Origin of the sequence: Enterococcus florum, from assembly GCF_004309355.1 — a bacterium.
In the GTDB taxonomy this organism is placed as follows: Bacteria; Bacillota; Bacilli; order Lactobacillales; family Enterococcaceae; genus Enterococcus_A; species Enterococcus_A florum.
In genome coordinates, this window is the sequence record NZ_BJCC01000032.1 from 61,657 (window position 1) to 75,256 (window position 13,600).

Sequence of the window (13,600 nt, forward strand, 5' to 3'; positions counted from 1 at the left end):
CATGAAAAAAGTAAGAATCGGAATTATTGGCTGTGGAGGGATCGCAAATAACAAACACTTTCCAGCGCTAACCAGCCAAGCAGATAAATGTGAAATGGTGGCGTTCTGTGACAATCAAGTAGAACGTGCAAAAGAAGCTGCAGAAAAATTTGGAACGGAAGATGCCAAATATTACGAGGACTATCACGAATTATTAAAAGATAACACCATCGATGTGGTACACGTTTGTACACCAAATGTTAGTCATAGTCCAATCACTGTCGCAGCCTTCGAAGCAGGCAAGCATGTCTTATGTGAAAAACCAATGGCTCATACGCCGGAAGCCGCACAATTAATGATGGATGCTTGGAAAAAATCCGGTAAGAAATTTACGATCGGTTATCAAAATCGCTTTAGAAAAGAAGTAACTGCTTTACATGAATCCTGTGCCAACGGTGATTTAGGTGAGATCTATTTTGCCAAAGCCCACGCGATTCGTCGGAAGGCTGTCCCAACTTGGGGTGTTTTCCCAGACAAGTCGCAGCAAGGCGGCGGACCACTGATAGACATCGGGACACACGCTTTAGATATCACTTTATGGATGATGGATAACTATGAAGTCGAATCTGTGACCGGCTCTGTTTTCAATAAATTAGGTAATCTGCCTGGTGCAGAAGAAGGAAATTTATTTGGTCCCTGGGATACTGACAAGTATGAAGTAGAAGATTCAGCGTTCGGCTTTATCAAAATGAAGGACGGATCGACGATTTTCTTAGAGGCTTCATGGGCATTAAACGTTTTGGAATCAAAAGAAGCGGCTACCACTTTATGCGGAACTAAAGCAGGGGCACAAATTGATGCCGGCATGAGTTATCCAGTCAACCAATTGACGTATAACCGCTCTAAAAATGGTTTGCTTACAGAAGAGAATCTTAGCGCATCCGGCAATATCGCCTTCTTTGAGGGCGGCGATTCCGATCCTGAAAAACTTGAAGCGAAACAATGGTTGGAAGCTGTGATCAATGACACCGATCCATTAGTGAAACCAGAGCAAGCCTTTAAAGTAACTCAAGTATTAGATGCGATCTATAAAGCAGCAGAGACAGGCAATGAAGTAAAACTATAAAATAACCGTCCTCCTTTATCAATCAGATAAAGGAGGAAACCTAAATGTCAGTTCAACTTTTTGAAGTCTTTTTAGTCAGAAAAACAGCTAATAATTTTGACTAAACCTGAGCTCACACACGTCAGTTGAATGATATATGGCATTCGAATCAACTTAATTTTTCTTGAAAAAATGATTATTTTAAAACGAATAAGGAGGCTTTCTAATGTTTGAACAATATTTAGTAAATCCAAAAGGGTTTCGTAATGTCAGAAAGGACGACCAAGTGACTGGTTATGAAGTACAATTACGAATTCCTTATTATCGCGGATTACCCATGAGCTGTGTAGAAGTCATTGACTTAACTGTGGATGGGGAAACAGTGGCCAACGAAGACATGGCGATCACAGTGAAGGGCGAGACTTTCAGTTTTGCTGAATTGCCAACAGCGATTAATCACCGCTGGGAAATGATTGAAACAATCACCGTATTTGTGAAAAAACCAGGCGGATTAACCGAAGGAGAACACAAGGTTCATGCCTTTGTCAGTCTAAGGATATCTTACCTGCCGTTTAACAATGTTGGTGATGATGAAAAAGTATTGGTACTAGAAACTTAAAACTGGAGGAGATGACACAATGAGTAAGATCAAACGGGGCGTATCACTATACAGCTACCAAGATGAGTTTTATACCGGAAAAATGACTTTAGAAGATTGCATTCGTGAAGCGTCGAAGAGTGGAGCTAAGGGGATTGAATTCCTGCCAGAACAAATGTTGCCGACTTTTCCAAATATTTCAGATGATTTTGTGAAGCAATGGCATGAGTGGATGGAGAAATATCAAGTAGAACCGATTGCCTATGATGCTTTCTTGGATAATAAGCTTTTCGCCAATCGCATGTTGACTACATCAGAGAATGTTGACATGATGAAGAGAGACTTAAAGATCGCGAACCGCTTAGGCTGTAAAATTTTAAGAACTTTAGTTTCAACGCCATTAGAGGTTGTGAAGCAGAGCCTGCCTTACGCAGAGGAAATGAATGTAAAAATCGCGTTAGAAGTTCATGCGCCATTTACCTTTGGGACTCCCTGGTTTGAAGAGCGGCTTGATTTTATTAAGGAAAGCGAGACGAAATGGTTTGCAATCATGCCGGACTTCGGAATTTTTACCAAACGCATCGGATCGATCTTTCAAGACCGATATATTCGAGACGGCGGGACACCAGAGATCATTAAAATGGTCAGCGACAATTACGAAAAGGGCGTAAATAAGGACGAAACCTTCGAAAAAGTTTCTAAAATGGCTGACGCGAATGAAACGGATAAGAGCTTCGCAGAATTTTGCCGCCATTTTGTTTATACTGATCCAGCTATCTTAACAGAAAATATGCCATATATTGCGCACATCCATGGGAAGTTCTATGATATTACAGAGGATTATCAAGAAACAAGCATTCCTTATCATGATGTTGTCAAGACATTGAAGGATGCGGGGTATGAAGGCTATATCTGTAGTGAATACGAAGGAAACCGTCATATTCAAGACTATATGGAAGTCGACAGTATTGAACAGGTACGACGCCACCAAGCCTTGCTGGAAAAAGTAATTGGTTAGCAGGTGATGAAATGATTAAGTTGATTGCGTCAGACATGGATGGCACATTAGTCAGTAATAATCATGATATTTCGCAAGGCAATGTGGAAGCGATCAAAAAAGCTCAGGGAATGGGCGTTGAGTTCATCATCACGACTGGAAGAAGCTATGAAGATGCTCATCCACAGGTCTCCTCAGCGGGAATCGAGTGCAATTATCTGGTCATGAACGGCAGCGAGCTGCGAAATGCGCAGGGAGAGATCATTCAGAGTCTCTATCTTGAGAATGCTATTGTTGAGCAGATTGTGGAAGAGTTGAATCGACAAGGGTTATATGTCGAGGTCTATACGACAGGGGGAAGCTTTTCATTAAGTGATGTTGAGACCTGCAAATGGGCGGTCGCCACTAAGATAAATAATTTTCATTCTGAAATATCTATTGAGCAAGCATATGAAAAGGCAGAGGAACACTTTTTATACAAAGCGATTCGTCGTGTAGATTCAATCAAAGAGGTTTTTGAAAACGATTACCAAGTTGGGAAAATCATCAGCTTTTCAAATAATCGGGAAAAAATCGCCAAGCTAAGAGAAAGCTTATCTAAAAAATATCCAGTTAACGCTACAGGTTCTTTCGCGATTAATTTGGAAATTACGAATCCTTTGGCTGATAAGGGAGAAGCTATTAAGCATTACGCAAACAATCGCGGGATATATATGGACGAGATCATGACAATCGGTGATAGCTACAACGACTTGGGCATGCTGAGTGAATCGTTCGGCTACACGATTGCTATGGGGAATGCGATCGAAGAGGTAAAAGAACAAGCAAAGTATGTGACAGATACAAATGATGCAGATGGTGTTGGGAAGGCAATTGAACAGTTTCTCTAGTTAAACTATAAAAAGGAGAATTTCATTATGAGTTTTGTTGATAATCTCGAAAAAATCCAGCTTACAGCAGAAAAAATTTCAGATAATCGCTATTTGAAAGCAGTCAGCAAAGGAATGGTCATGACCATTCCGGCCAGTATCACTGGAGCAATGTGTACACTGGTTGCTAATCTTCCGTTTGATGGCTATCAAAACTTCATTCAGGACAATGGAATAAAATCTTTGTTATTACTACCAGGTTATTTTACGAGTAACATCATGGGCTTAATTGTGGTCTACTTCATTGCGTATAACTTAGCAAAATCATTCGATATTGAAGGGATGTTCCCTGGATTTTTAGCCATCGTTTCTTTTTTGATCTTGACACCACTAGCAACGATTGAGCAGCAGGTGCATGATACCGTAAGGCCAGTCGATTTTATCAGCTTTGACTATATAGGGTCGAAGGGGATGTTCGTGGGTATTATCGTCGGCCTGGTCGTTGCACGTCTCTATTATTGGTTTATAAAAAATAATATCACTATCCACATGCCGGAGAGTGTGCCTAGCTTTGTTGAAAAATCTTTTAGTTCGATCATTCCTTTCTTTGCTATTGTGCTTTTAATGTCCTTGGTTTCTTGGGGCTTTGCTATGACTAGCTTCGGCAGTGTTCACCAGTTGGTTTACAGTGTTCTGCAAGTTCCGATTCAGCAAATTGGAGGTTCCGTTGGCGGAGTAATGGTAGCGTATGCATTAATTGGGCTTTTCTGGTGGTTCGGTATCCACGGTAAGGCAATCATTTTTGGCGTATACGCACCAATCATTCAAACAATGACGATCGAAAATATGAACGCGGCGGCAGCAGGAACAACACCGCCTCACTTGATTGACTTTGGTTTCACTTCAGTTTTCTTAGAAATCGGCGGCGGAGGCTGTGTTCTTGGATTAGCGATTTGTTTCCTACTATTCGCGAAAAGCGATCAATACAAGAATATCGGGCGGATCACTAGTGTGCCAACATTTTTCGGCATCAACGAACCAATCACCTTTGGGACACCGATTTGTTTGAACCCGACGTTCTTAATTCCGACAGTTATTACACCGTTGATCACTGGATTAATTGGCTATCTATCAATTACCACAGGGTTAGTTCCTCGCATGATCGGAGCACAGCTGCCAACAGGGACGCCAACGCTGCTTAATGCTCTGATCGCTGGCGGCTGGAGAATGTTAATAGCTCAAATCGTCTGTGTTGCAGTATCAGTAGGAGTTTACTTCCCATTCTTTAAAATGGCGGACAATCTAGAGTGCAAACGTGAACAAGAAGCATTGAAAGAAAAAAAGATAGAAATCACTGATATGGGTTTAGAAAATCAAGCTACGATAACAGAATAAACAAATAAAGATTTCAGTTCCTCTTTTACGGAATTAATCTATAGCATGAAAAATTGATTCATTAATATTTTTAAGGAGAATAGAGCGATGAAAAAAATCAATATTTTGTTAGTTTGCAATGCTGGTATGAGTACCAGTCTGTTGATCGAGAAGATTGAAAAGGCGGGAGTCGATCAAGCGATCGAAACTTCTGTAGATGCGCGTCCAGTCGACGATGTGAAGAATCACTTAAAGGAGAAAGACGTCATTTTATTAGGCCCACAGGTCAGATTTAAAGAAAAGCAAATCAAGGCTTTAGTAGCAGATGAAATCCCGGTAGCTGTCATTGATATGTCTGCATATGGCACGATGAATGGTGAAAAAGTGTTGCAACAAGCTATATCATTAATAAAAGAGTAGATTAGATCAGGCGGCGGCTGTCTCTTAGCCGCCGTCTTTTTAAACCATTCGTTTGATAGATACCGGTAATTTTTAGAAACGGAGAAAACAAATGAAACAAGAAAAGTTAACACTTAGATTAATTGGAGCAATCATTTCAACTGGACTTTTGTCCTTTTGTGGCGTGCTCGTTGAGACTGCAATGACTGTGACTTTTCCTACATTAAGTAAAGAATTCAATGTGAATACGGCAACAGTCCAATGGCTGGTGACCATTTATTTATTAGTATTGGCGATCATCGTACCGCTATCAGGCTTTTTAAAACGTTCCTTTAAAAATAAAACGTTGTTTCTGATAGGCATTGGTTTTTTCACCTTAGGAATCATTATTGACGCGGTTGCACCAATTTTTTCTGTTTTATTATTAGGACGGGTCATTCAAGGGATTGGAACAGGGATTGGCTTACCGCTTATGTTCAATATTATCTTAGAGCAGGTGCCATCCGAAAAAATTGGTATGATGATGGGCGTAGGGACGATGATTCCGGCGATAGCGCCTGCGATTGGACCGACATTCGGTGGGCTGGTCGTTACGAGTTTAGGCTGGCGTTCCATTTTTATTTTGCTGATACCGGTCATGCTGGCGGCTATGGTAGTCGGTTTAGTGACGATTGAACAAAAAAGTGAAGTTCAAAAGACGAGTTTTGATTTATTTAGTTTGTTGTCTATCATGATGATGTTCATAGGAACGATCATCGGCTTCAGCAATACGGGAAGTAAGAGCTTGTTTTCAATACAGGTCGGTGGTGCCTTTATTTTTGGTATCATCGGACTAATTTGCCTAATGCAGCGTTCAAAAGGTTTAGCTGAACCAATTTTGCAGCTGGATTTATTAAAGAATCGAGCGTATCGTCTGCACGTGATCTGTTTCTTTATTCTGCAATTGGTCTTAATGGGACTGGTGTTCATTTTGCCGAACTACATTCAATTAGTGAACGGTGCGACACCGCAGATTTCTGGCTTTGTTGTCCTGCCAGGTGCAACGTTAGGGGCCTTATTCACACCATTAGGCGGACGGATCTTGGATCGTTTTGGACCAAAGAAACCAATTATGGCAGGATGTTTGGTAATTGCTTTTTCATTACTGCTGTTTACGCTCTTTAGCGGAGTATTAAGCAACCTGCTAATAGGAATCCTGTATTTTATGTTCACTTTAGGCGTAGGTTTCTCCTTTGGAAATTTAATGACCAATGGTTTAAAGCAATTAACTGATTCACAGCAGGCAAATGGCAATGCCATCATTATGACATTCCAGCAATTTGCGGGGGCATCAGGTACCTCAATCATTGCCAGTATCATTTCTCAAAGTCAGTCGAATCAGACGCTTAGTATCGCGCAATCCACAATCAACGGCTCAAGAATGGGCTTCTTATTTCTAATTATTCTATTTGCTATCGAACTTTTCTTGCTCTTGCGTTTATTTTATAGTCGAGAAACGCAGACGGATATTCAAGTTCAAGAAATCGATTAAGAAAGGGTATGACTATGATAAATAAAGTGATGGGTATCGACATCGGAGGGACTTCGATCAAGCTGGCTCTTTTTGATGTGACGGGTCTGATGCTGGATCAATGGAGCATTCCGACCAACACAGCGAATGCAGGCAGCGAGATTCCTGTCGAGATTGTTGATAGTATTAATGAAAGAATGAATCAAAACAATCAAGAGTTAGCTGAGGTTTTAGGAATCGGGATAGGCGTACCTGGTCCAGTAACTGATCAAGTCGTAAAACGAGCAGTCAATCTAGGCTGGACGGATTTTCCTTTAAAGCAAATGATCGAAAACAGTTTAAATATTCCTGTAGCTTTATTGAATGACGCCAATGCCGCGGCTTTAGGCGAGTTATGGAAAGGATCAACGGAACCTGTTCAAAATGTTGTCTTCGTGACAGTTGGAACAGGTGTTGGCGGCGGAATCATTGTTAATGGAAAAATTTTGAACGGTGAACATTCCTCTGGCGGCGAAATAGGACACATTCCCGTTCAAGCTGAGGAAGAACGAATTTGCGGCTGCGGCAATATTAATTGCTTAGAATGCTACGGCTCTGCGAATGGAATGATTCAAACACTGAATCGTTTGGCTGACGAAACAGTAGTCTCCAATACGAAGGAACTATTTACATTGATCCAAATGAATAATCTGCTTGCTAAAGAAACGTTAAAAATCACTGTTGATTATCTTGGACGTGCGATCGCGGGAATCGTTAATACGTTAGACCCAGAAGAAATCGTGATCGGAGGGGGCGTGTCTGAAGCCGGACAACTATTCTTGTCACCATTAAGAGATGCTATCGAGAGCTACGCATTTCCGCAGATCGCCGGCAATTTTCGATTGCGAAAGGCAATTCTTGGAAACGAAGCTGGTATGTACGGCGCCGCTTATCAAGTGGTCAGTACGTTGAAGGAATACGCTATTTAAGAAAGGATAGAAGTGGAATGAATAATCAAGCACAATTAGAAGCTGTGATGGGACTGATCATTCATAGCGGCAATGCCAAAAGCGAAGCGGTGGAAGCAATCGAGGCCGCGAAAAGCGGAGATATCGCAGGAGCCATGAACAAAATTGACATCGCAGGAGAAGCGCTAATTAAAGCGCATCACGCGCAAACAGAAATGCTGACAAAAGAGGCTCAGGGTGAGACAACCGAAATAAATTTGCTGACGGTTCATAGTCAGGATCACTTGATGACTTCGATCGCCTTTTGTGATTTAGCGAAGGAAATTATTGATGTTTATGAGTATGTGCAAAATGGTCGGATGTAGTTTGTATACTTGTATAAGTAGAATAATAACTAATTCAATCAACACACAACTGCATAAATAAGTGATGTCAAAAAGCCAAATGGTTCAGTATTTAAAAAAAAGAAATAGTGAACTATTTGGCTTTCATTTTATCAGTTTTCTTTCGAAAAGACTTAAAGCGTAAGCATCGGGTAGCTTCTTTCCTTTATGTATATCAAATTAGAGCCACCTCCTTGCACACTAATTGCGCTGGGGATGCGGCTCTTTCGTTGTTTTTTTTAGAAAGTGTTTAGCGGATATACCGAATCTAGCAAGTCTAATGTTAAAAACGGATTCTGAAAATCCTTCATGTTAGCATGGATAACTATATTTCAGCTTGTTGTTTCCAATCAGAATAACCAGTTTCCCATTAAAGTTATAGACCTGGACAATCAATAAGTTTCTCAATACCTAAATTAGTGTTTCTTCTTAGGAAGACTCTTCATATGGAAGAAGTAGCCAAACAATGCTCCTAATAGACCCCCAATTATGTGGGACATCCTTGAAATGTTATCGCTGTACAGTACGCTGCTTACTAGCTCATTCCCAATATAAAGTATTCCCACTAGAATAACAGTCACTGGAATTTTTCCATCACTTACATTGGCGAATGACGCTAACAAAATAAACATAAATACAATACCGCTTGCTCCCAAAAGCATCGTTTGCGGGAAGAAAATGATATTGATCAGACCGATGATCGCTGATGAAGTCAGTATCATGAGCAGCACATTTTTACTGCCGTATTTTTCTTCTACCAGTGGTCCCACGGCTAACAACAACAGGAAATTCCCTGAATAATGACTCAGATCCTGATGTGCAAGCGTATGAGTAAATAAGCGTAAATACATCAATGGATCTGACCACGAAGTATAGTACACTGCGAAAAATTTATTGATTCCTCCATTCGTCACTCCGTTTAGGATCAGCACTATAAGAGCTGAGAAAGCAAGGCCTAAAATAACCGGTGAGTTGAAGCTGATTAATTTATTGATTCTTCTTTTTTCCATATCTTCCTCCATTAGCTGATTAAACATCTGAGCAGCCCGTCAATTGAATCCTAATGACTTTGAGGAAACTACTACAAAAATGCTCTATTTTGATATGGTAGCATTTGAATTTTCACTGTTCAATCAGACTTGAGATGTATTACGTTAGAAATCAGGTCTGAAAGCACTATCATAGTCTGAAATTTACTCTTTATCTTTATATGATTGAAAATGCTGGAAAAGTCTAACAAAGAAAGATACCAATCTTTGAAACGATGGGCATTTTTGGATTTGTTAAAGGAATTAATCTAAAGAATTTTCAAAATTATTTTTCTGAAAACAATGAAATTGCTCTCGAGATCGATTTACCTAAAACTGACGATATATTTAGAACTATGGAAAGAATATCTGATGAAACTAAAAAAATGATTTACAGCTTTCGATCAAATGTTTGATAATTAAAACAGGATTGTTATCGAGAAAAACAAAGATACCTCAGAAGGTATATCAGATCTCTTAGAGTTTACTTATATGTAATTCGGAATATTCATGAAAAGAGAACTTGCTTTATGCATCAAGTTCTTAAAAGATACGAAAGATTTACAAATAGCCGATTTTTAAAAAAAATCAAAAAAAGTAAAAAGATATTGTTAAGTATATCGATTTTATGGCTTGGGGTCTTTTTCACGTTAGAGAATTGGCGAATTCAATATGCAAAACTATCTACAAAATCCTGACCAGTTCTTTAATATGCATTCTTTGCTAATAATTGACCATGGGCTTGGAGATGTGCTCAAGGCTTATCCAGTAAAAGCAATAATTTTCCAAGGTAGGAAAGAAAAATGAATTACAAAAATGTCGTTTTCTCTAATCTAGCGGTCAAATTGGAAGACGAAATAGAAACAGTAGTTAATAACTAAGGAGATATTCATGTTGATATTCTTGCTTAGTTAGAAATACCTAGGCAAGATCTATAGTATCATTTTGAAAACATCAGTGGGTAATGAAATCAGAAGAAGGTTACAAATAAGAAGCGAACTTGACAGAAATATCTGTAAAGTCCACTTTATTTGTTTATTATGAAAATTTTATTCATAAATGCTTGCTCTTTGCCAACAAGAGTTAGTGGAAATGAGATAGTAGATGGGTGTAGACAATACATAGGAATAGAATTTACGTGATAAAAAAGTTCAGTTCTGAGTCTTGATTCGATATTTCAGAGGCTTGTTTAACCTTTTCAAAATTACTATTTTTCACCAAGCTTTATTTTTCCATGAAATTGAAAACAAAAATAAGGAGATATGGGAAAAAATTTTACTGATAAATCGAGGTGTATAAAAATTAAAATTACTAATCAATAATTGTTATTAAAAATATATTTTTTGATAGTATTATTTGTTTCAGAAGAAATCGAAGGTAATCTAGATACATTACAACAATACCGTATCTTAAGCGATTATTTAAAACGATATTAATATGTAGAATAGGACATACAATTCTTTTGAAATTTAATATGGATATTTTACTTAAATATATTCGTTATTTTATAAAAAAGTGTTGCAATCGCATAACAGATAAGGTACATTTGTGCTGTAAGAGAAGTAAACGTTTACTTCATACTTTGAGATCTTTTAGTATTTAAAAAGTTTGTGCAGAAAATTAGACGAAGGGATGCGATTTGGAAAAAGGTAAAACGAAACCCTATTATTAGAATCAAAAAAATTGTTCAACACCAACTGATGTTCAATTTCTACATTTAACGAAACGATATTAGAATTATTTGAGTTTTAAAAAGCTAAAAGTTTATTTTTTTAAAACTAAAAGTAAACGTTTACTTGGAGGGGATTATATGAGTAAAATAGTTGTTCTAGGAAGCTTTATGATGGATTTAGTTACAAAAGTTGATCGATTGCCTAAAAATGGCGAGACGTTGGTTGGGCTAAGCTTTATCCAAAATTCTGGTGGAAAAGGCGCGAATCAAGCGGCGGCAATTGCGAAGTTGGGAAAACCTGTAATTTTTGCTGGGATGGTTGGAAATGACGATTTTGGATTAGAAGCAAGAAGAGTTTTAGATTCAATAGGTGTTTCAACGAATAATTTAAAAATCACGAAATCATCACCAACAGGAATTGGAAATGTAATGGTAGATCAGAATGGTATGAATCGAATAGTCATCATTCCAGGTGCTAATTTAGTTTACTCGTCCATTGAATTTGAAAGCATCAAAGAACTAGTTCGATCATCCAAGTTATTAGTTTTACAGCTTGAAATGGATTTTGAATTAACTAAAGGGGCTATTGATTTCGCTCATAAAAATGGAGTGAAAATATTACTCAACCCAGCACCTGCAAGAAAACTACCAAAAGAACTCTTGAGAAAAATTGATTACTTGACACCCAATGAGACCGAACTAGGAATTTTAACGAACCAAGCTATTCAAACAGCGGAGGAAGCAATTAAAGCAGCTCAATCATTAGTAAAGGAAGGAGTTAAAAATGTCATAGTAACACTTGGAGAAAAAGGTGCTGTTTGGATTGACGATTCAGGAGACGTCACTAAAATGAAAGCCTTTTCTGTTGATGCAGTAGATACTGTCGCTGCGGGTGATTCATTCAACGGTGCGCTGGCATGCGGTATTATTGATGATTTGGATAAAGAGGAAATTTTAAGAACTGCTAATCAAGTGGGTGCACTAACAGTTACAAAGACTGGAGCAATACAGTCGTTACCAACGATCGAAGAATTGGAGGAATTTCAACATGCCATAAATCGAATCGAAGTTTAGCAGAATGATCAATTCAGCAATTATAAAAATATGTATTTGGAGGTCCTTATGGATATTTTAGAAAGAGCAAAAGAGGTAATCAGTACAGAACAGCAGGCTTTGCAAGTCGTAAGCGAAAATTTGAGTGACGATTTTTTAAAAATTGTTCAAGTCATTCAAGAACGTAAAGGAAAAGTGGTTTTTACTGGAGTAGGAAAGTCTGGTCATATCGGAACGAAGCTAGCTGCTACATTTTCCAGTTTAGGGGTAACTTCGATCTTTGTCCATAGCACTGAAGCCTTACATGGAGATTTGGGAATGATCAATCACGATGACATTGTATTCATGATGTCGAATAGCGGCGAAACGGCTGAAATATTAGCGATGTTGCCTTCTTTAAACAAAATTGGTTGTACAAAAATCGCATTCACTTCTCAACCTGAATCAAGCCTGTCTAGATCCTGCGAAATGACATTGTCATACCAATATGAGACAGAAGCTGATCGATTAAATTTAGCTCCAACTACTAGCGCCATTATTATGTTGTCATTGGGTGATAGCTTAGGTGTCGCATTATCAGAATCATTGAAGTTTGAACGTGAAGACTTCCATTTGTATCATCCCGGGGGTGCTTTGGGCGCGCAACTGGAAACTAAGAAATAGAGGAGAAGAGATTATGAAAAAGAAAATTTTGTTGTTTACAGCTGCAGCTTTGATGGCAATATCTTTGGGAGCTTGTGGTAAGAAAAATGATGACACAGCTGATGGTAAAGTTGAACTGGAGTTTTGGAATCATTGGGTAAGCGACGGTGGAGAGGCAAAGTTCTTTAATAAAAAAATCAAAGAATATGAGAAAAATAATCCTGATGTAAAAATTGTTCAAAAGAATATCTCGATTGACGACTATACAGGTACTAAGTTAACTACAGCTTTTGCTACAGGAGACGGACCGGATCTCTTTAGTGCGAGCCCTGGAACGATTAATACGTTTATTGATTCTGGAATAAACTATCCGTTGGATGATTTTTTTCCAAAAGAGGTAAGGGAAGATTATTCAAAAGAATCGATCAAAGATGTTACGAAAGATGGAAAAATTATCGCTGCGCCGTTTGAACAAGATTTAATGGCACTTTTCTACAACAAAGACATGTTTGAAAAAGCGGGAATACAACCGCCCAAAACATGGGATGAAATGACTGAAGCAGCAAAAAAATTAAACACAGATAAAGTTGCGGGTATTACTTATGACCTTACCAAAGGCGCATACGGAAACTTTTCATTTATGCCATTCGTTTGGCAAGGCGACGGGGATTTCTTTGACGGAAAAAAATCAACACTCAATTCTCCATCTGTCATTCAAGCACTAACATTATGGAAAAAGATGGTCAGTGATAAGAGTGCAAATCTGAAACCGTCCCGACCAGCGAGTGACGTGGGCATTTTAGGTGATGGAGAGACCGCCATGTGGATCGGTGGAAGCTTTGGGATCAAGGCGCTGGAAGACGACTATCCAGACATGAATATTGGTGTTGTTCCGTTGCCGATTCCAAAAGATGGCACACCAACAACGGTTGCCGGCGGTTGGAAAATGGTCGTCAACAAGCAAAGTAAAAATCCAAAAGAAGCTGCGAAATTGGTGCGCACCCCGTCAATAGGACAATGAAATAATATAAAAATTTTGTGGAC

Annotated in this window: 13 protein-coding genes; 12 read left to right on the forward strand and 1 reads right to left on the reverse strand. The window is 38.7% G+C overall.

What is annotated here, in order from left to right; genetic code table 11:
- Position 1 precedes the first annotated feature (1 nt).
- The 9 genes from NRIC_RS16750 (at position 2) to NRIC_RS16790 (ending at position 8,143) form a co-directional block, all read left to right on the forward strand.
- Complete coding sequence (locus NRIC_RS16750; protein WP_146623861.1) at positions 2 to 1,105, forward strand: Gfo/Idh/MocA family protein; 1,104 nt, start codon at positions 2 to 4, stop codon at positions 1,103 to 1,105.
- Between the two features lie 205 nt (positions 1,106 to 1,310).
- Positions 1,311 to 1,703 carry a C-glycoside deglycosidase beta subunit domain-containing protein gene (locus NRIC_RS16755; protein ID WP_146623862.1) on the forward strand — a complete coding sequence of 131 codons (393 nt, stop codon included), beginning with the start codon at positions 1,311 to 1,313 and terminating at the stop codon, positions 1,701 to 1,703.
- 19 nt (positions 1,704 to 1,722) lie between these two features.
- On the forward strand, positions 1,723 to 2,700 hold the full coding sequence (locus NRIC_RS16760) for a sugar phosphate isomerase/epimerase family protein (RefSeq protein ID WP_146623863.1): 978 nt from the start codon (positions 1,723 to 1,725) through the stop codon (positions 2,698 to 2,700).
- 11 nt (positions 2,701 to 2,711) lie between these two features.
- Positions 2,712 to 3,569 carry a Cof-type HAD-IIB family hydrolase gene (locus NRIC_RS16765; RefSeq protein ID WP_146623864.1) on the forward strand — a complete coding sequence of 286 codons (858 nt, stop codon included), beginning with the start codon at positions 2,712 to 2,714 and terminating at the stop codon, positions 3,567 to 3,569.
- 27 nt (positions 3,570 to 3,596) lie between these two features.
- Positions 3,597 to 4,943 (forward strand): PTS sugar transporter subunit IIC, encoded by a 1,347-nt coding sequence (locus NRIC_RS16770; protein ID WP_146623865.1) that lies wholly within the window; start codon positions 3,597 to 3,599, stop codon positions 4,941 to 4,943.
- A gap of 87 nt (positions 4,944 to 5,030) precedes the next feature.
- On the forward strand, positions 5,031 to 5,342 hold the full coding sequence (locus NRIC_RS16775; RefSeq protein WP_146623866.1) for a PTS sugar transporter subunit IIB: 312 nt from the start codon (positions 5,031 to 5,033) through the stop codon (positions 5,340 to 5,342).
- Between the two features lie 91 nt (positions 5,343 to 5,433).
- Complete coding sequence (locus tag NRIC_RS16780; protein WP_146623867.1) at positions 5,434 to 6,852, forward strand: MFS transporter; 1,419 nt, start codon at positions 5,434 to 5,436, stop codon at positions 6,850 to 6,852.
- A 14-nt stretch (positions 6,853 to 6,866) separates the two neighbouring features.
- The gene (locus NRIC_RS16785; RefSeq protein ID WP_146623868.1) at positions 6,867 to 7,799 is read left to right on the forward strand and encodes an ROK family protein; all 933 of its coding nucleotides are present in this window, start codon (positions 6,867 to 6,869) and stop codon (positions 7,797 to 7,799) included.
- Positions 7,800 to 7,816: 17 nt separating this feature from the next.
- Positions 7,817 to 8,143: a PTS lactose/cellobiose transporter subunit IIA gene (locus NRIC_RS16790; RefSeq protein WP_146623869.1), complete on the forward strand. Its 327-nt coding sequence runs from the start codon at positions 7,817 to 7,819 to the stop codon at positions 8,141 to 8,143.
- Positions 8,144 to 8,577: 434 nt separating this feature from the next.
- On the opposite strand, the gene NRIC_RS16795 is transcribed toward NRIC_RS16790, so the two are convergent.
- Complete coding sequence (locus tag NRIC_RS16795) at positions 8,578 to 9,171, reverse strand: rhomboid family intramembrane serine protease (protein ID WP_146623870.1); 594 nt, start codon at positions 9,169 to 9,171, stop codon at positions 8,578 to 8,580.
- Positions 9,172 to 10,999: 1,828 nt separating this feature from the next.
- On the opposite strand from NRIC_RS16795, the gene rbsK reads away from it, so the two are divergent.
- Genes rbsK through NRIC_RS16810 form a run of 3 tightly spaced genes read left to right on the forward strand, consistent with a single transcriptional unit; the run spans position 11,000 to position 13,577 of the window.
- Complete coding sequence (gene rbsK / locus NRIC_RS16800; protein ID WP_146623871.1) at positions 11,000 to 11,935, forward strand: ribokinase; 936 nt, start codon at positions 11,000 to 11,002, stop codon at positions 11,933 to 11,935.
- Positions 11,936 to 11,983: 48 nt separating this feature from the next.
- Positions 11,984 to 12,577, forward strand: a complete 594-nt coding sequence (locus NRIC_RS16805; RefSeq protein ID WP_146623872.1) for a KpsF/GutQ family sugar-phosphate isomerase — start codon at positions 11,984 to 11,986, stop codon at positions 12,575 to 12,577.
- Between the two features lie 13 nt (positions 12,578 to 12,590).
- On the forward strand, positions 12,591 to 13,577 hold the full coding sequence (locus NRIC_RS16810; protein ID WP_146623873.1) for an ABC transporter substrate-binding protein: 987 nt from the start codon (positions 12,591 to 12,593) through the stop codon (positions 13,575 to 13,577).
- The last annotated feature ends 23 nt before the right edge of the window (positions 13,578 to 13,600 follow it).